Raw genomic sequence first — 22654 nt, 5'->3', positions numbered from 1 at the left:
ATCCAAATCTTAATTAATTACAGGCTCCTTAGGGAGCCTGTCAGGAGTTCTACATGCAAAATTCAGAGAAATTGACCTTTGATGCGCCAAATTTACCCAAAGGGGGCGGTGCAGTCACAGGATTAACCGGCAATATGGGCGCCGTTGGCCCTGATGGTGCAGCCACTTTTAGCTTGCCGTTGCCCATTAGCCAAGGCCGTGGTTATGCCCCTTCTTTAGGCTTAACGTATCAAAATCAGGCCGGTAATGGCACGTTTGGTTTTGGTTGGTCTGTGGGTGTGATGTCGATTCGCCGTCGTACGACAAAAGGTGTACCAACTTATACTCAATTAGATGAGTTTGTTGGCGCTGATGGCGAAGTTATTGTGCCGATGATTAATAAAAAAGGTGAAATTGAAGCAACACAACACAATGAATTATTAGGCGTAAAATTAGCCCATCAATATCAAGTGACGACGTATCGTTCTCGTATTGAAAAAAGCTTTAGTCGTTTCGAATATTGGTCACTCAATGACAGCAAAGCACCAGCGAATACACCAACCCAATTTTGGGTAATGTATAGCGCAAATGGGGATGCACATTTATTTGGTTATGAAACCACAGCACAGATTGTAGATAGCCAAAACAGTGCGCATATCGCCCAATGGAACCTAAATGCTTCAGTTTCAGCAACCGGTGAACAGATCGAATATCACTATCGCTCTGAAGATGAACAAGGTTGTGATAAACATGAAATTCAATCACATACCAATGCCAATACACAACGTTATTTAGACAAAGTGTATTACGGTAATTCTATCGGTGAGCGTGCTTTTTCATGTACGAAAACGGATAACACCTTACCTAACAATGCGTTATTTACGTTGGTGTTTGATTACGGTGAGCGCAGTAGTGCATTAGCAACTTATCCTCAGTGGCAGAGCAATTCAACATGGCCATTGCGTAAAGACTGCTTTTCACTTTTCCATTACGGTTTTGAAGTTCGTACGCGTCGTTTATGTCGCCAAGTGCTGATGTATCACCGTATTGAAAGTTTAGAAAAACAAACCGCACTAGCAGAAACTCCAGAATTGGTTGCCAGATTAACGCTCACTTACGATGAGTCAACATCAGGTACTGTTTTAGTTTCAGCACAACAATCAGCGTTTAATGACAATAAAGACACTCAATCGTTAGTGACATTACCGCCAGTAAAATTTGATTGGCAGAGGGTCGGTGCGACTCAACAAGCACAGTGGCAATCACTTGAGGAACTTGCATCATTTACGCCACAACAACCTTATCAATATGTCGATCTATTTGGCGAAGGGCTTGCGGGAGTACTTTATCAAGATAGCGGTGCTTGGTGGTATCGCGCACCGATTAGAAAAGAAGATAAGCAAAATCCTAATGCCATAACATGGGATAAAGCGAAAAAACTTCCTGTTATTCCGTCATTGCGAAATTCAGCCATGCTGACCGATGTCACGGGTGATGGAAAACTGGAATGGTTAGTCACACAAGGTGAGGTAAATGGCTATTACACCCAAGATGAAACAAAGGCAGAAAATTGGCTCAACTTTGTGCCACTTGATGCACTACCGATAGAATATTTTCATCCTAACGCTGAAATTACTTCATTAACAGGCAGTGGTTTTGCTGATTTAGCTTTAATTGGTCCTCGCAGTATTCGTCTTTATGCAGGCTCTGCGCAAGGCTGGAAAAAAAGCAAAGAGGTGCAAACAGAAGGGGTGACGTTGCCGATTAAATACGTTAATCGACGTACCTTAGTGGCATTTAGTGACGTGTTGGGTTCAGGTCAACAACATCTAATTAAAGTGGATTATCAAGGTGTAACCTGTTGGGTGCATTTAGGTGAGGGTAAATTTAGTTCACCTATTACTATTCCTGGTTTTTCTGCGGATCGTCTCAAATTTAATCCTAATCAACTCTATTTAGCGGATTTAGATGGTAGTGGCACAACGGATATTATTTACGCCCAATCGACCCACTTAGAAGTGTATTTTAACCAAAGTGGCAATCAATTTGTACGTGGTGATGATATCGCATTACCTAAAGATGTGCGTTTTGATAATCATTGCCAGCTACAAGTGGCGGATGTGCAAGGTCTTGGTGTGGCCAGTATTTTATTGACGAAATTGTATCCTGTACCACAGCATTGGGTGCTTTCGTTACAAAATAAAAAGCCGTGGTTATTAACGTCCATTAATAACAATATGGGGCTTATTCAGAATTTGCATTACCGTAGTTCGGCGCAATATTGGTTAGATGAAAAATCAACTCGCCAACAACAAAATGAAGCTAAAGCGGTTAGCCACTTACCTTTCGCGTTGCATACGCTTTGGAAAACTGAAACGGTGGATGAAATTACCCAAAGCCGTTTCACACAGACTCTAAATTATCGTCATGGTGTTTGGGATGGTAAAGAAAAAGAGTTTCGTGGTTTTGGCTGTGTTGAAGCCACTAATGCCGAGTTATTTAAAAGTGAAGAAAACACCACGGGTAAAACGCCAAGTGTGTTAACGCGTCAGTGGTTTTTAACGGGTAAATCCTTAGTTGATAACCAGTTTTTTAATGAGTTTTGGCAAGGCGATAATGTGGCATTTCCTCACTTCTCACCACGCTTTACCCAAGATGAAGGGAGCGACGAAAAGGCGTGTGATAACACAGTGCGTCAAGAACACGCCTATTGGCTTGAGCGTGGACTGCAAGGTCAACTGTTCAGAAAAGAGGTCTATGGATTAGACAATATCGTTGTATCTGATGTGCCTTATACCGTTACGGAACAACGCCCGCAAGTGCGTTTAATTGAAGCGCAAGGGCGCTCACCCGTGGTGATGCCTTCAGTGGTGGAAAGTCGTACATACCATTATGAACGAATTGCAGCTGATCCGTCTTGTCATCAACAAATCACATTAGAGCAAGACGCCTATGGTGTTGTGACCAAAGCGGTTGCAATTGATTATCCAAGACGCGCTAAAGGTGCAAAAAATCCTTATCAGCATTATGAAAGCTTGCCTGAAACGTTATGGGCATCAAGTTATGATGAGCAACAACATACATTGCGTTTAGGTTTATCGCGTCAGACTTGCCATCATATTTTTCATCCTGAAAAACAGGTTTATCAGCTCGCGATCACCAACGCCAGTCGCCAAGATCGTTGGACATTCGGTGCGGAAAAACAGCCGAAAGAAGGCCTGAATGTCGAAGCCTTATTAGCGAGTAATAATTTGCTCACGCAAAAATCAGCTTCGGTATTTGCTGGGCAACAACAGCTTGCTTATCTGGATGCGAGTGGTAATGCGACATTAGCAGAACCCGATTTCCCTGTGCGTTTAGCGTATAGCGAAACCGCAGAATTAGACGAAGAAACCGCCAAAATCATTTCACAACCTTATCCAGATTTAAAACTGGATGAAGTGATGAAAAATGCGGGTTATCAGCAAAAAGATTACTTATTTGCAGACACATCAGAAAAAGGCAAAAAACTGTGGGTAAAACCGTTATTAGGTATCAAAGCCTATGGTTCATTAGCACAATTTTATAAGCCTTTAGTGTATAAAAAATCTGAGCTTTCTTGCGATTATATACTGTTATGGGATAAGCAATTCTGTGTGTTAATGGGGAAAGAGTCACCTTTAAATACACAAGATTTCCATCTTACTTATGATTGGCGTTTTTTATCACCTAACTCTATTACTGATGAAAACAAAAATATTCATCAGGTGACCTTTGATGGTTTTGGACGAGTCACTACAACCCGTTTTTCAGGCACTGAAAACGGTAAACAAAGTGGTTATAGCGATAAATCTTTTGTGATGCCAACGAATGTTGATGAAGCGTTAGCATTGACATCAACACTGCCTATTGCTTCTGGTTCTGTATATGTGACTGACAGTTGGATGTCAGCATCCTCAAAAATGCCACCTCACGCGCTGCAAATCATGACAGACCGTTATGACAGCGATCCACAACAGCAAATTCGCCAACAAATCGCCTTTAGCGATGGTTTGGGACGCCTACTGCAAACTTCTGTCAGAGTGGAAGCGGGTGAGGCCTTTTTGCGTAGTGAAAAAGGTGAGTTAGTGGTTGATCGTGCACAACAGGCACAACAAAAAAGTACCACAACACGTTGGGCAATTTCAGGTGAAACCGAATATGACAACAAAGGGAATGTAAAGCGCGTTTATCAGCCTTATTTTCTGAATGATTGGCGTTATGTTTCGGAAAGTTCATCTCAACCTAATCGTTTTGCGGATACCCATTATTACGATGCATTAGGTCGTTTATATCAAGTGATTACTGCAAAACAATATCGCCGTCATACGATAATGACGCCGTGGTTTGTGGTTCAGGAAGATGAAAATGACACCTTAGTGTAGGTTATTTATTACGCGGATTAATTAACAATGTCGTTTAATCCGCTCTATTTAGGAATTTTATTATGCTGGTAGCAATCCCATCTGAAAGCGATGCGCTGGCTTGGATGATTATCGGTGGATTTTCAGCCTGGGGAGGTATCGTGAGGTATTTAATGGAAATTAGACAAAAACAAATTAAGTGGTCTTGGTGTGGCATTGGTAGCCAGATCGTGATTTCAGTGTTTACAGGATTATTAGGCGGATTATTAAGTTTTGAAAGTGGTGCAAGTCGCTATATGTCTTACATGATTGCAGGGCTTTTTGGATCAATGGGGAGCACGACATTGATTTGGCTATGGAATCGTATTATGGGCATGAACAATCTTAAGGAGCCTAAATGAATACCTATACATTAAGTCAACGTAGCCAAAACAACCTAAACGACGTACATCAAGATTTAGTACGTATTGTTTATCTGGCACTGACACTCAGTGAATATGATTTTGTTGTTATTGAAGGTGTGCGTTCATTGATTCGACAAAAAGAGTTGATGAAAGAAGGTAAAAGCAAAACCCTCAATAGTCGTCATTTAACGGGTCATGCCGTGGATATTGTCCCGTTAGTGAATGGTGTTATTCCTTGGCAAGATTGGTCAGCGTTTGAATCAGTATCAAAAGCGATGAAGAAAGCCGCACATCAATTGGGCGTTTCGATAAATTGGGGAGGCGATTGGGTTTCTTTTCGTGATGGCCCTCATTACGAATTATGTCGTGGAGCATATCCATGAATATGAGTGCTTTTTTACGTTTAGGTATTAAAGGGGGGATAGCGATCATGATTGTTGTTGCTTTATTAGTACTTCGCTATCAATACAACCAAATTAATCGACTTTCAGAGCAAAATAGTCAGCTTGAATATCAACAACGTACATTGCAATCACAATTAATTCAATGGCACGAGCAAGCAGAAAAAGTCTCTGAAACACTCACGCACCAACAAGAGGAACAACGTTATTTAGAGGAAGAAAATCATGCTATACGCCAAGAGTTACGGTTACTTCTGGCTCAAACGCCTTGTGCTAATGAGCCTGTGCCTGACGCTGTTATCCAGTTGCAGCAAAACGCCTTCAATCATCGTTAAAGTACCTGAGAAATATGTGCCTTCACACCTGTTACAGCCTTGCTCAGCACCGTTTTTTAATGTGCAAGTGTGGGGAGATTACCCTGATTATGTGGCACGTTTAATATTGGTTTTAGAAAAATGCAATACTGATAAAAAGGCGATAGAAACATTATTATCATCAACAAGTTAATAAATTGACAAAACAATTTAAGGAAAGATTTATGAATAAATCAAATCAACAATTACATACACGAACGCCAACGGTGGTGGTTCGTGATAATCGCGGATCAACAATCCGTGAAATTAGCTATTGCCGTCATCCTGATGCAATTAACCAAACGGATGAGCGTATTACGCGCCACCATTATCACGCGCGTGGTTATTTAGAGCAAAGTATTGATGCAAGATTGTATGAAACACAACAATCAAATTCAGCAATACAACCGAATATTCAACAAATAGTGAGTTTAGGTGGGGCATTATCTTTCTCAAAAGGCATTGATAATGGTAGTCACGTTAATCTCAATGATATTGAAGGCACTGTTGCACAACAGATTAATGGCAAAGGTACTGTTACAACTTATGAATATTCAGATCAACGCTTTGAGCGCTATTTAGAACAAGTCAAAGAAGGAACACTGGGTGAAAGCAGTATTGCCGTAGTACAAAAATTTAAATGGGGACAAGGATTAGATGAAGGCATCGTACAAAATCAGGTAGGAAAATGTATTGAACATTATGATACCGCAGGAAAAAAAACAGTCGATAGCTTTTCATTATTAGGAGCCGTGTTATCCGAAACGCAACAATTATATTACGGTAGTTATATTAACTGGGATTCAGATAATGAAGATGATAGTATTGAGCGAGCTGAAAAATTTATCACTCAATATACTTATGATGCAACAGGCGCGGTATTAGAAGAGACGGATGCAAAGGGGAATAAACGCCGTATCGCCTATGATATTGCAGGATTTGTAAAACAAACTTGGTTGACCTTAAAAGGGCAATCTGAACAAACTATTTTGCGTTCACTTTCTTATTCAGCAGCGGGGCAAAAACTGCGTGAAGAGAATGGTAATGGATTAGTTACCACTTATGAATACGAGCCTGAAACCCAACGTTTACTGCATGTCAAAACCCAGCGTCCTCAAGGGCATGTTTTGGGTGCGAAGATTATGCAAGATCTGCGTTATGAGTACGATCCTGTCGGCAATATTATTTGTCTGAAAAATGATGCTGAAGCGACTCGCTACTGGCGTAATCAGAAAATCGTGCCTGAAAATCGTTATGTGTATGACTCTCTGTATCAATTAGTGAGTGCAACAGGTCGTGAATCTGCCAATCAGCAAACACCCGCATCTATGCAATCTCAAACTATTACCACGTTAGTGAAAGATGCACAAAGCTATACCAATTATACCCGTTTATACGCTTATGACAGAGGTGGTAATTTAACGCAAATTCGCCATAACTCTCCTATTGCGCAACAAAATTTTACCCAAGATATTACCGTATCTAATAAAACTAATCGCGCCTTATTAAAGTCACAGTGTTCAGAACCTCAAAACGTAGATAGCTATTTTGATGAGAGTGGTAATTTAATCAAGCTGTTAAATGGCGATGCCATTATTTGGGATAGCCGTAATCATCTGAAAGAGACAAATGATATCGGTGAAGGTGGACACTTTTATGAAAGGGAAACCTATCAATATAACAGTGCGAGCCAACGTGTGACGAAAATACGCGGGCGTAAAACTGCTAACGGTCATTTAGAAAGAGTCACTACGCACTATTTACCGAATATTGAAATATGGGAAGTGAATGATAATCCTGTGACGGAAAAATATGCGGTAGTGAACGTTAAGGCGGGTACTAGTGCAAAAGTCAGAGCATTGTGTTGGGAGATTGGTACACCGAAAGGAATTGAAAATAATTCACTGCGTTATAGCTATGATGACGGTGTGGGTAACAGTGGATTAGAAACCGATGGTCAAGGGCAATTAGTCAGTTATGAGGAGTATTACCCTTATGGGGGAACTGCGATTTGGTCTAGCGAAAATGCAGTGGAGGCTGATTACAAAACCATTCGTTATTCAGGTAAAGAAAAAGACTCTACAGGCATGTATTACTACGGTTATCGTTATTATCAGCCGTGGATTGGCCGTTGGTTAAGTGCTGATCCCGCAGGTACGATTGATGGGCTTAATTTATACCGCATGGTGAAAGGGAATCCGGTATCGTATATTGATGACAATGGCTTGATGTTCAAAAGATTAAATGCAATTAGAGCTGGTGGAAGAGAGCGCAATTCCTCAAACGATATATCCACCGTTAGTGGTACTTTTGGCGCATCTGAATCAGGCAGGCAATCCCAGTTGAATGTTTCTAATTCCAAAAACGAACTAATTATTAACACTATTGAACGTCTGGTAGGAATTGTTGAAACAGGGAGAGGTGGAATGCGTACGTTACAAGGAGAACAGTTTAATGAAACGATGACTAAATTAGCCGCTTTGTATATTGACTTACAGCCTGAAGGCGTTCTATCCGGTGGAAGCAATATCATGCGTAAATCAAAAGGTTTCAGGCGACCACCTAAAGATTTAGTTAATCAGAACAAAGAACGAGGAAATTTATATGATTTTATGACTCCTTACCTTACCAGAGATTTAGATTCTGAAAATTTTTGCCTCCAAAATGTAACTTCAGACTTATATAAATGGACTGAACATATTATCGATAAACAACAGAAGCGTCTTCCGACAGGAAAAGCAGAAGAGTTACTTATGAGGATGAATAAGGCTGCAAACCCAGAAATTACTCAAGCAGAGTTCACAAAAAATCCTACGTCACGTCCTCCTGAGGATCAAGAGGAGGCAATACAGTTTATATATTATATGGCTGGCCAATTTGAAAGTGAAAGTGAATGGAAAGATTTTGCCCGTGATATGTATTCGGATGAATATCCTCAGCTAAAAAATGTAACTTATGAAAGAGCTAAGAGGGTTTTCAATAAAAACAAATCCTTATCGGTATATAAAGTTGATTAAGGCACCATCATTTTTTACTCAGCTCATGGGATATGAGTGATTAGATAATAATGTCTACTTAAAGTAGACCCAAAAAAGGCAGTCCAGTGAGACAGTTTTCCTGTCTCATTTGGGTTGTTTTTATCTTATGTTGATGATTTTAGTTTTATTAATAAAATATAAAATAAAGTATTAAAAATAATTAAATTTATTATTTTTATGATTGATAGTTATCTAATAAATATTAAATAACAGTGTTAGTTCCATTTTAATATTAAATTAAATCGCGATATTGCTCACAGTTCTTAATAAATGGATATTCAATTATCTATTTTCGACTAATATCTAATGTGATTGATGCAATCATTATATTTAAAAACATTTATTAATAATTATTGAGGCTTTATTATGAAGAAAAATAAACTTATGGTATTTACTGCAACATTATTATTATCATCAGCGGGTTTTATCTCAACGGCATTAGCCGATGTGACGCTAAAACATGGTTATATAGATAAGCCACCTAGCAGAGCTTTTCTTTGTTCATCCAAAGGCAACAACTTAAATAAAAACTGTGGCGATATACAATATGAGCCACAATCTGTTGAAGGCCCTAAGGGATTTCCTGAGACGGGGCCTAAAGATGGCGAAATTGCGAGTGGAGGAAAAGCTAAATTTTCTCAATTAAATCAACAAAGTGCCGACCGTTGGCATAAAGTTGATATAAAAAGCGGAGAATATACCTTTAAATGGACATTAACAGCCCCACATAGTACCGCTTCATGGCGGTTTTTTATTACTAAACCGGAGTGGGATGTCAATAAACCGCTTACTCGAGATGATTTTGATTTAACCCCTTTTTGTCAGCGATTTGATAATGGAACAGTACCAATGAAAACAGTAGAATTAAACTGCAATATACCAAAAAGAACGGGGTATCAAGTTATTTTAGGAGTTTGGGATATTGCAGATACAGGGAATGCATTTTATCAAGTGATTGATGCTGAATTTAAAGAGTAATCAATTTAACTTAATGTAAATAATTATTTAATATCAATAATAGTATTATTTTTAATACTGTTTATTTTCAAATATAAATAAATTCTCAATCTAAATTTTAAATTTAGATTAGAGCTCATATTTTTTATTAAATAAAAAACAACTATTTATTATCGTTATTCAATTAATAGTGCCTTAACATGGGCGCTATTTTCATTAAATCGACTAGAAATCCACCGCTCACAATGTTATTTTCTATGTTATATCTATAATTATTTAGCTTAAAACCAACATCATTAAGGTGCGATTATGGAAATCTATTTAGATACAGCGGATATCGACGAAGTCAGAAAACTCTCTCAAGTTCTTCCTATTGCGGGTGTGACCACAAATCCTTCCATTATTGCTAAATCCGCACAAAATATTGAAACCCTATTACCTGAATTAAAAGCCGCTATGGGCGGTAAAGGTCGTCTATTTGCGCAGGTTATTGCCAGTGATGTGGACACCATGATTGAAGAAGCATTGCATCTTGGGAATATTGCCGATAATACCGTGATTAAAATACCGGTTACTGAAGCAGGTTTAGTTGCCATTAAACAATTAAAACAAAAAAATATGCTGGTATTAGGCACGGCGATTTACAGTGTTTCTCAAGGTTTAATGGCGGCATTAGCAGGCGCTGACTATATTGCGCCTTATGTACATCGAATGGATAGACAAGGTTCTGATGGGGTCAGAGTGGTAAAGGAATTACAAACGCTGATTACCATGCATAATTTACCCACAAAAATCCTAGCCGCGAGTTTTAAAACACCACGTCAAGTGGTCGATTGTTTATTAGCAGGGGCTTCTTCGGTGACATTACCGATTGAGCTTGCTTACTCAATTATCCGTTCACCTGTGGTTGACGATGCTGTGAATAGATTTGCTGACGATTGGCAAACTGCATTTGATCGTCGTTCTTTATAATCAAATTAATAATATGAGATTAAGTGCTATATCGCTATATGGCACTTAATTTATCGATTTTTGCGTATGTAGATATTTATCTTCACTTTTACTAATGTATTAATAACTAGGTTAATATAGCTTAAAATAAACGATTATTGATTTACATCTAATAATAAGCCACCTTTCTGGCATTCTAAATTTAGATCTATTACTATAATGTTAGTCTATAAATGGATTATTAATATAATCTATTTATTTTTTGTTTTGTTGTTAAAAATATCTTTTATATCAATAGGTTATTGTTGGTTGCTTGAGGTGTTTTTTATATTTTAATATTTAATTAATTTTTTGTTTTTACTCGGTTTAATTGTTATTACTTTTGCTTTAATAACAAAATAATAAATTGTGACAGGTGTGTTAATTAAAGAGTTTGGTTGTTAAAAATAAACTAATATTATATTGATGGGGTAGTTAACTTACCTATATTAACAGGGAAAACCGATACTCCGCGGTGCAATGATAATTAACATATTCAGTTATTATCTTTATTTAGCGATAAATAAAACTTTATTTGTGATACTGGAGTAAATATGTGTGAAGAATACATGAATAAACCACTCTATCTGTCAATTGCTGATTGGGTTCAAGAGCAAGAGCGCTGGGTAAGTGCAAAAGAGATCGCGAAAAAATTCGATATTCCTCAATGCAATGCGATTAATATCGTTTCTTACATTCTTTCTGATGTAAAAGAAATTGAATGTGAAACAAAAAGCGTGCCTAATCAGCTTGAAGGCAGAGGTTGCCAATGCCAACGTATGATCAAAGTGAGTCATATCGATCCTCAGCTTTATTCTCGCATAAAAGGACATATTCAAGGTAAAAGCAGTCAAAGTTCACCTGAAAAATTGGCAACGATGATCCCTCATGGATTAAACCATGAGCAAAAATGGCAATGGATGTTGTCGAAATCGCAACGTCGCTAATCTGAGAAATTAAGTTTTACTCAAAAAATCGAATAAATTCGACAGGCGTTAATGACGCCTGTCGTCATTTATTACTGACCTTTAGGTTTAACGTTTGTTGTGCCACGTAAACGTGGGCGATTAGGTTCAGGCGCCGTTAAAGGTGTTGTTTCTACCAAGCTTTGGCGACAACGTACCGCTAAATCTTGGTATTCACGGGTGTTCATCCGTTTCCACTCCATATCTTGATCAGTAATATCACGCACATGTTTTGCAGGGCTTCCTATTAACATTTGTCGCGGCTGTCCTTTAAAACCCGCTTTTACAAAGCTCATGGCGGCAACAATACTTTCTTCACCAATGACGGCACCATCCATAATCACGCTATTCATACCGACTAAACTGTCACGCCCGATAATACAACTGTGAAGGATTGCACCATGCCCAATGTGTCCATTTTCTCTCACAATGGTGTCCATATCGGTATAACCGTGCATGATACAACCGTCTTGAAGGTTTGCGCCTGCTTCAACAATCAAGCGTCCATAGTCTCCCCTTAGTGAAGCTAGAGGGCCGATATAAACGCCAGCACCAATAATCACATCACCAATTAATACAGCAGATGGATGAACATAAGCTGTTGGATGAACCACAGGAACAAGACCTTCAAACGCGTAGATACTCATCAGTTTTCCTCATTGTTGTATTATCGAGATTAACAATAATTACCGTCCTTTCCATTCAGGTGTGCGTTTTTCAGCAAAGGCAAGAGGCCCTTCTGTGGCATCTTCTGAATGTAAAACACTTGGGTAATGTTTTAATACGCCACTGCGCATTAATTTGTAGCCCTCTTCAATAGAAAGCTCGCTGGTGGCACGATAAATCTCTTTTAAAGCCGCTACAGCCAATGGGGCGCTATTAGCGATTTGATCGGCGAGTTCGCGTGCGCTATCCATTAATTCAGCAGAACTGACAACACGGTTTGCAATACCCCAACGAAGTGCTTCATCTGCATTCATACGACGACCTGTCATCAGCATTTCGTTGACGATAGCAGGCGGTAAACGTTTTGGTAAACGCAGGACTCCACCACTATCAGGGACAATGCCCAATTGCGCTTCTGGCAAGGCAAAAGAAGCATTGTCTGAACAAACCATCATGTCAGCGGCGAGCGCTAATTCAAAGCCACCACCAAAAGCATAGCCGTTAACTGCCGCAATGACGGGTTTATTGAGATCAAAAAGCTCGGTTAAACCTGCAAAACCACCCGCACCAAAGTCTGCATCAGGCGCTTCACCTTCTGCGGCGGCTTTTAAATCCCAACCTGCGGAGAAAAAGCGTTCGCCCGCGCCCGTAATAATGGCAACACGTAAGCTTGGATCATCTCGAAAACGCAGAAAAACTTCACCCATTTCATGGCTGGTTTTTGCATCAATAGCGTTTGCTTTTGGTCTATCTAATACAATTTCAAGTACTGAACCACGCGTTGTTAGGTGTAATGATTGGCTCATGTTGTATTCCTTTTCGTCATCAAAAATAAGCATTTATGATTGAGGTTATTGGGTGATTGTTAAAACCGACCTATGGCTTATTTCAAATGCTTTTTGATCACCTTTCCTGAGCAATTACGCGGCAAACCCTCTTTAAACTCAACCGCGGAGGGAACTTTAAATTTCGCCATATTTTGCTCACAGAAATGGAAGAATTCTTCTTCACTTAAGGTTTCACCTTCAACGAGCACCACAAAAGCTTTAATGGCTTCATCACGAATATCATCAGGTACACCAATAACCGCCACATCTTGAATTTTGGGATGTGAACTAATGATGTTTTCAATCTCAACACAAGAGACGTTTTCGCCTCCACGTTTGATCATGTTGCAACTGCGATCAACGAAATAGAAAAAACCTTCATCGTCTCGGTAACCATAATCACCAGTATGTAACCAACCTTCAGGCTCTAATGCTTTAGCTGTTGCATCAGGTCGGTTGTAATACTCTTTGAATAAGGTTTTCCCAGGTTCGCCTTTTACGCAGATCTCACCCACAACGCCATCAGGCACTTCGTTGTTTTGTTTGTCTCTGATTTGAGCTTGATAGCAAAAACCAGGTCTACCGATTGACGGCCAGCGACGTTTATCGCCAGGTCTATCACCGATTAAACCAACAATAGTTTCTGTCATGCCGTAAGAGGTGAGTAATCGCACGTTAAAGCGTTCAATAAAGGCGTCTTTCTCTTCATCTGCGAGATTGAGATAGAACATCACTTCGCGTAATTTGTGTTGCTTTTCTTCTGATGAAACGGGCTGTGCCATTAAGGTTCTCATCATCATTGGAATGCACTCTGTTACTGTTGCTTGATACTTAAGGATCTGCTTCCAAAAGGCTCTTGCACTGTATTTTTCGAGTAAAACAAAGGTGGCACCCACAGAAAAAGCAGGGAGTGATGCCGTGCATTGGCAATCAATATGAAATGCTGGCATCACGGTAAGATAAATATCGTCTTCCCGTAATGCGTTTTGCCATGATGAGTAATAACCCGCAAAGCGTAAGTTATAGTGCGTGATAACCACACCTTTAGGTTGCGATGTGGTGCCCGATGTGAAAAGAATTTCAGCAGTATCATCCACACTTAATGGGGTGTGATGATTAAGCGTAACAGGATGTTTGGCTTTTTCTTTTAAAAAATCTACAACCCCTTTTTCAGTAGATATCGCATTTTCAGAAATTAAAAACAGCTGCGTTAAAGGGTTTTGTTCATCCTGCAACATAGGTTGGTAAATCGGATAGAAATGATCACGAGTGACCACGTAATGGGCTTGGCAGTGATTGATTATCCATGCGCTCTCTTCATACATAAAGCGCGCATTAATGGGCACCATTACAGCACCAATTTTTGCCAGCCCAAACCAGCAAAAGAAAAATTCAGGGCAGTTATCAAGATGTAAGGCAACATGGTCGCCTTTTTTTATGCCACCAGCATGGAAAAGATTTGCGGTTCTATTGATCTCTTCATTTAATTCACTGTAGCTAAATTGTCTCACGAGTCCTTGTGCGGATTCAAAAATTAGCGCTGTTTTTGTGCCATAAACCTCTGCCAAATCATCCCACATTTGACGTAAGTTTTGTTTGCCAATCACATCCATTAAACTGTTATCCCATACTTTTGCCGTGAATTCAGACACGATTTGAAAGGAGTGCTGTGTCTGAATTTTACGGTGTTACTTTACGATTTTAGCCAGCCCTTTATCGACCAGCCCCCTGATTTGTTCGTCGCTATAACCGATGTTTTTCAAGATAGCGTCAGTGTCCATGCCGTGAGATGGCATACCACGCCAGATTTTTCCCGGATTATTTTTGAATTTCGGCATCACATTTGGCCCTTTGCAGGTTTCGCCATTCATGGTTTGCCATTGGGTAATAGACTCACGTGCGACATATTGCGGGTTGTCTTCAAGCTCAGGAATAGTCAGCACTTTAGCGCTGGCAATATTGAGTTCAGACAGGCGTTGCAGCACGTCAGTAATCGGTTGTTTTGCCAACCATTCATCTAACTTATCTTCGAATAATTGACCATGAGGGCAATTAATACGGTGAATAAGTTGAGTGCCTTCTGGAACTTCTGGTGTACCCAGTAGATGTGCAAGGCCGATATCTTTGAAGATCTCTTCAATTTGAGTAATACCCACCACTTCCATCACGATAAAACCATCTTGGCAACGGTAAAGCCCACAGCCTGCGTAGTACGGATCTTTCCCTTTGGTCATACGAGGACAGATTTCGCCACCATTGAAATAATCCATCATGAAGTATTGCCCCATACGCAACATGACTTCATACATGGCGATATCAATACTTTCGCCTTTGCCTGTTTGTTGAACTTTATACAGTGCAGCTAAAGCGGAAGTGGTTGCGGTCATTCCTGAGAAATAATCTGCGGTATAAGGGAAAGCAGGCATTGGCTGATCTTTGTCACCGTTTTGGATCAAGTAGCCACTGAATGCCTGAGCAATAGTGTTATAAGCGGGTAAGTTGGTGTATTGCGGATCGCCATATTGGCCAAAGCCCGATAAATGCGCGATAACTAATTTAGGATTATGCTCCCATAAAACTTCATCGGTAATACCACGACGTGCAAAGGCAGGGCCTTTACTGGCTTCAATAAAGATGTCGGTGGTTTCCATTAATTTTAGGAATGCATCACGACCTTCGTCTTTAAAGATATTTAACGATAGTGCATGTAAATTACGGCGAGAAAGTTGAGGGTAGTGAGGTTGAACGCGAATGGTATCAGCCCATGCAACGTTTTCAATCCAAATCACTTCAGCTCCCCATTCTGCGAACATTTGTCCTGCGAATGGCCCTGCAATTTCAATTCCTGAAAACACAACACGAACCCCTGAAAGTGGGCCGAATTGTGGCATTGGTAAATGTTCTGTCATAGCGTCACCTCGTAAGTGGTCTGAGTGAAAACTCTCTCACCGAGTGATGAGAGAGTTATTCGTGATTAATTAGCGATACTGTTTAAGTACTGAACGTCCTAATGTCAGGATCTGCATTTCATCAGAACCCCCAGACACACGATCAACACGAAGGTCACGCCAGAAACGAGAAATACGGTGCTCGCCAGCAATACCAACACCACCAAGCACTTGCATTGCGCTATCAACCACTTCAAATGCCGCATTTGCGCAGAAGTATTTACACATTGCAGCATCACCAGAAGTGATTAAGTTGTTGTCACTCTTCCATGCAGTTTCATATAACATGTTGCGCATTGAATTGAGTTTGATCGCCATATGAGCGAATTTTTCTTGAATAAGTTGGAAACGACCGATAGCTTCACCAAATTGCACACGTTGGTTGGCATAACGAGCGGCATCTTCAAATGCACACATTGCTGTACCGTAGTTAGTGAGTGCCACTAAGAAACGCTCGTGATCGAACTCTTCTTTAACACGGTTAAAGCCGTTACCTTCGCGGCCAAACATATCTTTTTCTTCAAGCTCAACGTTATCAAACGTGATTTCACAGCAGCTATCCATACGTAAACCCAGTTTTTCCAACTTGTTTACTTTGATACCCGGCTTACTCATATCCACAAACCATTCGGTGAAGATAGGTTTATCAGGTGATGCTGCGTCACGGCTCATCACGACAACATAAGGGGTGTATGCACTACTGGTGATAAAGCATTTGCTACCATTAAGGTAAACTTTGCCATCTTTACGGGTATAAGTCGTTTGTAAGCTACCGACATCTGAACCTGCGCCCGGCTCTGTAATTGCAGAGTTCCACATCTGTTTACCTGTACCGCGGAACGCCATAATTTTATCGATTTGCTCTTGTGTGCCTTCACGCAATACAGTGTTAAAACCACCTGGTAATTGATAAAGCACGTAAGTTGGCGCACCTAAACGACCTAACTCCATCCAAATAGCCGCAACAGTGACAAAACCCGCATTTAATCCACCGTGCTCTTCAGGGATAAGCAGATTGTCGATTTCCATATCCGCTAAGGCTTTGACAAAACGCTCTGGGTATTTACTTTCGCGATCACACTCGGCGAAATAAGCTTCCCAGTTTTCACTGGCCATTAATTCGCGGACACCGTCAACAAACAGTTCCTGCTCATCATTCAATCTAAAATCCATGTTAATAACCTCTTAATGTGTCATTCTTTGCGTATAGCGGATCAGTCTTTCCAATGTACTTTGGCATCTTTAATAAAGGACAAGGTGACCATGATATTGACGAAAAATAGTGGGCATCCTCCAGCAATAATGGCGGTTTGAATTGGTTTTAAACCACCAAGTGCTAATAGAATGATGCCGATAACACCAACCAGCACAGACCAGCCGATGCGTACTAATAAAGGTGGCTCAGAGCCTTCTTTCATTGAGCGGCAAGTGGACATTGCCAGTGTGTAAGAACAGGCGTTAATTAAGGTGACAGTGGCAATAAAGCAGAGGATAAAGAAGCCCCACATTGTCGCTGTGCTTAGTGGTAATGCTGCCCATGTTTCGATAATGGCGCGTGGAACACCGTATTGTTCAATCAGTTGTGGAATGTTGAGAATGTTTTGGTCAATCAGTTGTAAGGTGTTACCACCAAGGATTGTCCAAATTAACCAAGTCCCTGCGGTTAAACCGGAAACCATCCCTAAACACAATTCACGAACAGTACGACCTTTAGAAATACGGGCTAAGAAGATACTCATTTGAATGGCGTAGATAACCCACCAAGCCCAATAGAAAACGGTCCAGCCTTGAGGGAATCCGCCTTTGCCGATAGGGTCTGTATAGAACAGCATCCGAGGCATATACATCATCAATGTACCGACAGAATCGGTGAAGTAATTGACGATAAAGCTCGCACCACCGACGATAAACACCCAACCCAACATTAAGAAGCTCAGGTAAGTACGAATATCACTAGCGATTTTCACCCCTTTTTGCAGACCGAATGCCACGCAAATTGCATTTAATAAGATCCAGCAAGAGATAATAATGGCGTCTAATTGCAAGGTATGAGGAATACCAAATAAGTATTGAATACATTCAGTAACTAACGGTGTTGCTAAACCAAGGCTAGTACCCATTGCCAGAATTAACGCAACGAGATAGAAGTTATCAATGATAGTACCCACAATACCATTAACGTGTTTTTCACCGATTAATGGCGTTAAGGTACTACTTGGGCGGATAACCTCCATTTTGCGAACAAAGAAGAAGTAAGCGAAAGCGACAGATAAGAAGCTATAAGTTGCCCAAGGTAAAGGACCCCAGTGGAACAAACTATAAGCTAGACCAATTTCTTTTGCTTGAGTTGAGTAAGCTTCCATTCCAAAAGGAGGGCTTGAAATGTAGTAGTATATTTCAATCGAACCCCAGAAGAGGACGGCTGCGGATGTACAAGACGCAAACATCATAAAGATCCAGCTTGCGGTACTAAATTCTGGCTTATCGTCCCCAAGACGTTTATTGGCATAACGTCCAAAGACTAACCAAAACCAACCCCCGAACATAATGACCATATACCATTCGAAGGCCCAACCCCAGACATTGGTAACATAGCTGAATACGGCGTTAATCACTTCATTTGAAGCGTCAAGATCACGTACCGTTAACCAACATAAAATACCAACAATGATTAATGGCGGAAAAAAAACCTTCGGTTCTATTCCAGCCTTTTTATTATCTTTGCTCATAGGTAAATTTTCCAAATATATTTAGCGCAGAAGTTTAAGTAGTGTTAATTCCTAATATCTAATAAAGCATTTGAGTTTAATTCTATCTATTTAGTCTATTGAGTTTTCATCATAATAGAAAAATAAAGTGATTGGCTAATCCATAAATCCATTAATGATAAAGAATGATGGATATTATAAGAAATCTATTCTGTTATTCACTTCACACTATTCTTTTTGTCGATTTTATGTTACGTTTTATAACGTTTTATTTTCATTGTAACTTATTGATAGTTATCGCTATCAGCTGGTATGTAATAGGGTTGTTATATTCTGTCTTTCAATATTGTTGATCTCGGTGGCAATATTGAACGTTAAATAACATTATGCTTATTACCTTCAATATTGTTGATCAAAGTAGCAATATTGAAAGTTATTCACTTCAATTAAAATTAATTTCAATATTGGTGATGTATTTGGCAATATTGAAACCTATCGATTCATTATTTAATAATGTTCAATATTGGTGACCTAGGTTTAATTTTTTAAACACTTAATTGTGTTAATTCTATATTACATTGCCAGAGCAAATGACATTATTTATTAATTTCAGGAGATGTAATGAATATTATTACATGTTACAAGAGTGTTCCCGATGAGCAGGATATTACGGTAAATAGCGCAGACAGTTCGCTGGATTTTTCTCGTGCTAACACCAAAATCAGCCAATATGATTTAAATGCGATTGAAGCCGCTAATCAGCTTAAAACTCAACTTGAGGGCATTCAAATCACGGCAATGAGTGTTGGTGGTAAATCACTGACAAATGCGAAAGCACGCAAAGACGTTCTTTCTCGTGGTGCTGACGATTTAGTGGTTGTAGTTGATGATCAATTTGAAGCCTCTCTGCCTTATCAAACGGCGGTTGCACTGGCTGCGGCTGCGACTAAAAAAGGTTATGACTTAATTCTTTGTGGTGATGGATCTGCGGATCTAAGTTCACAACAAGTTAGCTTGCTGGTGGGTGAAATCCTAAATATTCCAGCAATAAATGGTATTAACAAAATTGTTTCTCTTTCTAATGATTCAATTACGGTTGAGCGTGAATTAGAAAATGAAATCGAAACACTGACAATTCCATTACCTGCTGTTATTGCGGTATCTACCGATATTAACACTCCTCAAATTCCTTCGATGAAAGCCATTCTTGGCGCCGCCAAGAAACCTGTTCAGCAATGGAGTGTTGCCGATCTTGGTCTGGATGCGATTACTGCGCGTTCAGAACAAAAAGTGGCTGCACCAAAACAGAAAGTTCGTCAACGCATCATTATTGAAGGTGATGGCGATGATCAGATTGCTGAGTTGGCAGAACATTTACGTAAAATTCTTAAGTAATAGGGGGAGTTATGAGCCAGTTTTCAACTGTTTGGGTATTTAGTGATGCACTTTCCCGTTTACCAGAATTAATGGGTGGCGCTTCTTCATTAGGACAATCTATCAATGTATTTACATTGAATGATGAGCAAAGCGTTGCTGCCTTTAAATTAGGTGCAACAGCCGTTTTCCAATTAGAAGGCAAACCTGACGATCGCATTATTGAAGACTATGCACAAAGCATGGTTGAAACCATCAAACAGAAAGGCGATACAGGTTTAGTGCTACTGCCTAACACGCGCCGTGGCAAATTATTAGCCGCTCGCTTAGGTCATCGTTTAGAGGCGGTTGTGTCTAATGATGCACAATCTTTAAAAGCAGACGGTGATTCTCTTGTGACAAAACATATGGTTTACGGTGGTCTTGCCTTTGGTGATGAAACCCTGAAAACCCCTTACTGTGTTGTAACTGCAAGCGTGGGTGCTTTTGATGTTGCACCCGAAACTGACGCTACAGGTGATGCACAAAAAGTCGCATGGATTGCCCCAGCTCAAACCATCGTTCGCAATTCAGTTCAACCACGCGCAATCAATGCCGTTGATTTAGACAAAGCACGTTTTGTTGTCAGCGTGGGTCGCGGTATCGGCAGCAAAGAAAATATCGCTATTGCAGAAGAACTCGCTAAAGCCATTGGTGCTGAAATCGCCTGTTCTCGTCCTGTTGCTGAAAATGAGAAGTGGATGGAACACGAGCGTTATGTCGGTATTTCCAATCTGATGCTGAAACCTGAACTCTATTTAGCTGCGGGTATTTCAGGGCAAATTCAACATATGGTCGGCGCTAATGGCGCTCAAATCATTGTTGCTATTAATAAAGACAAAAATGCACCTATCTTCCAATTCGCTGACTACGGTATTGTCGGTGACTTAATGAAGGTTCTACCTGCATTAACTCGTCAATTATCTAACTGATTTATTTAAGCAGGGAAGGGAACTTCTCTGCTGTTTATCGCAAATTCTGGAGATGTTATGTCCGATTCCGAAGATATTTTCGATGCCATTATTGTTGGCGCAGGATTAGCAGGATCTGTGGCGGCTCTTGTTTTAGCAAGAGAAGGCGCACAAGTATTGCTAATAGAAAGAGGTAACTACGCTGGCGGGAAAAATGTAACCGGTGGTCGTATGTATGCACATACCCTTGAGCGCATCATTCCTGAGTTTGCGCAAGAAGCGCCTGTTGAACGCGTGATCACTCATGAAAAATTGTCATTTATGACGCAAACAGGCGCAATGACGATTGATTACCAAAATGCTGAAGGGAATAACCCAAAAACGGCCTCTTGGTCTGTATTACGGGGTGAGTTTGACCAATGGCTAATGGAGCAAGCCGAAAACGCGGGTGCGCAATGTATCACAGGCATTCGTGTTGATAAGTTAGTCGAGCGTGATGGCAAAATTGTTGGCGTTGAAGCCGATGGTGATGTGTTAGAAGCCAAAGCAGTGATCCTTGCTGATGGTGTGAATTCCATCTTGGCTGAACAACTAGGCATGACCAAACGTGTTGCGGCCGAAAATGTGGCGGTAGGCGTAAAAGAGATTATCGAACTCCCTGAAAGTGTGATTAAAGACCGCTTCAACCTAAAAGATAATGAAGGTGCAGCTTGGTTATTTGCGGGTTCGCCCACCGATGGATTAATGGGGGGCGGTTTTTTATATACCAATAAAACCACGCTTTCTTTAGGTCTGGTGTGTGGGCTTCACCATATTAAAGACGCTAAAAAGTCGGTACCACAAATGCTAGAAGATTTTAAACAGCATCCCGTTGTCGCACCGCTGATTGAAGGCGGAAAAATGGTGGAATACGGTGCGCACGTTGTTCCTGAAGCTGGGTTAAGAATGCAACACGAATTAGTACGTGATGGCGTATTGATTGCTGGTGATGCAGCAGGGATGTGTATGAACCTTGGCTTTACTATTCGTGGCATGGATTTAGCGATGGCCTCCGGCGAAGCTGCTGCAAAAACCGTGCTATCGGCAATGGAGAAAAATGATTTTAGCAAACAAACGCTAAATGAATATCTCAAGCATTTAGAAGATGGTCCTTTACGCGATATGAAAGCTTATCAGCGTATGCCTGATTTACTTGATAACCCTCGTATGTTCACCGCTTATCCTGAAATGGTCGTTGGTATTGCCAAAGATCTCTTTACTGTTACGGGTGAAGCGCCAGTACCTATGCGTAAAACCCTAATGCGTCATACCAAAAAGGTCGGCTGGATGAACCTAATCAAAGATGGGATCAAAGGAGCAAAAGCAATATGAGTTCTCCCGTAAATGTCGATGTCAAATTAGGCATCAATAAATTTAATGTCGATGAGGAAAATCCACATATCGTCGTCAAAGAGCAACCTGATATGCAGGTGCTAGAAACCTTAGTTAAAGCCTGCCCTGCGGGTCTTTATAAAAAACAAGAAGATGGCACTATCAGTTTTGATTATGCTGGTTGTTTAGAATGTGGAACTTGTCGAATTCTCGGTTTAGACAGTGCGCTTGAAAAATGGGAATATCCACGCGGTACATTTGGCGTGGAATATCGTTACGGATGACGGCTCGCTACTTTTCTCCCAGTGCTGTCTCCGGCCTGGGAGCTTTTCTTTCTTTGT

The 22654-nt window shown here is 40.4% G+C and carries 19 protein-coding genes; 13 read left to right on the top strand and 6 right to left on the bottom strand.

Features of this window, described 5'->3' with window-relative positions; translation table 11 throughout:
• Positions 1 to 53 precede the first annotated feature (53 nt).
• The 9 genes from ABN212_RS03945 (at position 54) to caiF (ending at position 11451) form a co-directional block, all read left to right on the top strand.
• Positions 54 to 4382: a SpvB/TcaC N-terminal domain-containing protein gene (locus ABN212_RS03945; RefSeq protein WP_349442908.1), complete on the top strand. Its 4329-nt coding sequence runs from the start codon at positions 54 to 56 to the stop codon at positions 4380 to 4382.
• A 62-nt stretch (positions 4383 to 4444) separates the two neighbouring features.
• Positions 4445 to 4762, top strand: coding sequence for a phage holin family protein (locus ABN212_RS03940; protein WP_349442907.1), 318 nt, complete (start codon positions 4445 to 4447; stop codon positions 4760 to 4762).
• The gene (locus ABN212_RS03935) at positions 4759 to 5148 is read left to right on the top strand and encodes a M15 family metallopeptidase (protein ID WP_349442906.1); all 390 of its coding nucleotides are present in this window, start codon (positions 4759 to 4761) and stop codon (positions 5146 to 5148) included. The genes ABN212_RS03940 and ABN212_RS03935 overlap by 4 nt, the downstream gene beginning before the upstream one ends.
• On the top strand, positions 5145 to 5501 hold the full coding sequence (locus ABN212_RS03930) for a hypothetical protein (protein ID WP_198626458.1): 357 nt from the start codon (positions 5145 to 5147) through the stop codon (positions 5499 to 5501). Before ABN212_RS03935 ends, ABN212_RS03930 begins: the two co-directional genes overlap by 4 nt.
• Positions 5392 to 5673 (top strand): Rz1-like lysis system protein LysC, encoded by a 282-nt coding sequence (lysC, locus tag ABN212_RS18840; protein ID WP_420094326.1) that lies wholly within the window; start codon positions 5392 to 5394, stop codon positions 5671 to 5673. The genes ABN212_RS03930 and lysC overlap by 110 nt, the downstream gene beginning before the upstream one ends.
• Positions 5674 to 5704: 31 nt before the next feature.
• Entirely contained in the window at positions 5705 to 8536 is a 2832-nt protein-coding gene (locus ABN212_RS03925; RefSeq protein WP_349442904.1) for an RHS repeat domain-containing protein, read from the top strand.
• A gap of 387 nt (positions 8537 to 8923) precedes the next feature.
• On the top strand, positions 8924 to 9535 hold the full coding sequence (locus ABN212_RS03920) for a lytic polysaccharide monooxygenase (protein ID WP_198632564.1): 612 nt from the start codon (positions 8924 to 8926) through the stop codon (positions 9533 to 9535).
• A gap of 288 nt (positions 9536 to 9823) precedes the next feature.
• A complete protein-coding gene (fsa, locus tag ABN212_RS03915; protein WP_109373285.1) occupies positions 9824 to 10486 on the top strand; it encodes a fructose-6-phosphate aldolase in 663 nt (220 codons plus the stop codon).
• Positions 10487 to 11058: 572 nt separating this feature from the next.
• Positions 11059 to 11451: a carnitine metabolism transcriptional regulator CaiF gene (gene caiF, locus ABN212_RS03910; protein ID WP_100158920.1), complete on the top strand. Its 393-nt coding sequence runs from the start codon at positions 11059 to 11061 to the stop codon at positions 11449 to 11451.
• 71 nt (positions 11452 to 11522) lie between these two features.
• Here the strand turns inward: caiF and caiE are convergent, their stop codons facing one another.
• The 6 genes from caiE to caiT form a co-directional block, all read right to left on the bottom strand.
• Positions 11523 to 12116, bottom strand: coding sequence for a carnitine operon protein CaiE (gene caiE / locus ABN212_RS03905; protein ID WP_198626455.1), 594 nt, complete (start codon positions 12114 to 12116; stop codon positions 11523 to 11525).
• A gap of 39 nt (positions 12117 to 12155) precedes the next feature.
• Positions 12156 to 12941, bottom strand: coding sequence for a crotonobetainyl-CoA hydratase (gene caiD, locus ABN212_RS03900; RefSeq protein ID WP_198620545.1), 786 nt, complete (start codon positions 12939 to 12941; stop codon positions 12156 to 12158).
• 77 nt (positions 12942 to 13018) lie between these two features.
• The gene (gene caiC / locus ABN212_RS03895) at positions 13019 to 14575 is read right to left on the bottom strand and encodes a crotonobetaine/carnitine-CoA ligase (RefSeq protein ID WP_198620625.1); all 1557 of its coding nucleotides are present in this window, start codon (positions 14573 to 14575) and stop codon (positions 13019 to 13021) included.
• Positions 14576 to 14650: 75 nt separating this feature from the next.
• Positions 14651 to 15871 carry an L-carnitine CoA-transferase gene (caiB, locus tag ABN212_RS03890; RefSeq protein WP_198620544.1) on the bottom strand — a complete coding sequence of 407 codons (1221 nt, stop codon included), beginning with the start codon at positions 15869 to 15871 and terminating at the stop codon, positions 14651 to 14653.
• 69 nt (positions 15872 to 15940) lie between these two features.
• A complete protein-coding gene (caiA, locus tag ABN212_RS03885; protein ID WP_099074590.1) occupies positions 15941 to 17083 on the bottom strand; it encodes a crotonobetainyl-CoA dehydrogenase in 1143 nt (380 codons plus the stop codon).
• Positions 17084 to 17124: 41 nt separating this feature from the next.
• Positions 17125 to 18639, bottom strand: coding sequence for an L-carnitine/gamma-butyrobetaine antiporter (gene caiT, locus ABN212_RS03880; RefSeq protein WP_196532892.1), 1515 nt, complete (start codon positions 18637 to 18639; stop codon positions 17125 to 17127).
• A 600-nt stretch (positions 18640 to 19239) separates the two neighbouring features.
• On the opposite strand from caiT, the gene fixA reads away from it, so the two are divergent.
• The 4 genes from fixA to fixX are packed head-to-tail and all read left to right on the top strand — an operon-like array spanning position 19240 to position 22597.
• Positions 19240 to 20013, top strand: a complete 774-nt coding sequence (fixA, locus tag ABN212_RS03875) for a putative electron transfer flavoprotein FixA (protein ID WP_198620543.1) — start codon at positions 19240 to 19242, stop codon at positions 20011 to 20013.
• Positions 20014 to 20024: 11 nt separating this feature from the next.
• Positions 20025 to 20963, top strand: coding sequence for an FAD-binding protein (locus ABN212_RS03870; protein ID WP_198632563.1), 939 nt, complete (start codon positions 20025 to 20027; stop codon positions 20961 to 20963).
• A 57-nt stretch (positions 20964 to 21020) separates the two neighbouring features.
• Positions 21021 to 22313 carry an FAD-dependent oxidoreductase FixC gene (gene fixC / locus ABN212_RS03865; protein ID WP_198620541.1) on the top strand — a complete coding sequence of 431 codons (1293 nt, stop codon included), beginning with the start codon at positions 21021 to 21023 and terminating at the stop codon, positions 22311 to 22313.
• Positions 22310 to 22597 carry a ferredoxin-like protein FixX gene (gene fixX, locus ABN212_RS03860; RefSeq protein WP_023582978.1) on the top strand — a complete coding sequence of 96 codons (288 nt, stop codon included), beginning with the start codon at positions 22310 to 22312 and terminating at the stop codon, positions 22595 to 22597. The genes fixC and fixX overlap by 4 nt, the downstream gene beginning before the upstream one ends.
• The last annotated feature ends 57 nt before the right edge of the window (positions 22598 to 22654 follow it).

The organism is Proteus genomosp. 6, assembly GCF_040139785.1.
In the GTDB taxonomy this organism is placed as follows: Bacteria; Pseudomonadota; Gammaproteobacteria; order Enterobacterales; family Enterobacteriaceae; genus Proteus.
This window is presented reverse-complemented; position numbering and strand designations above follow the sequence as displayed.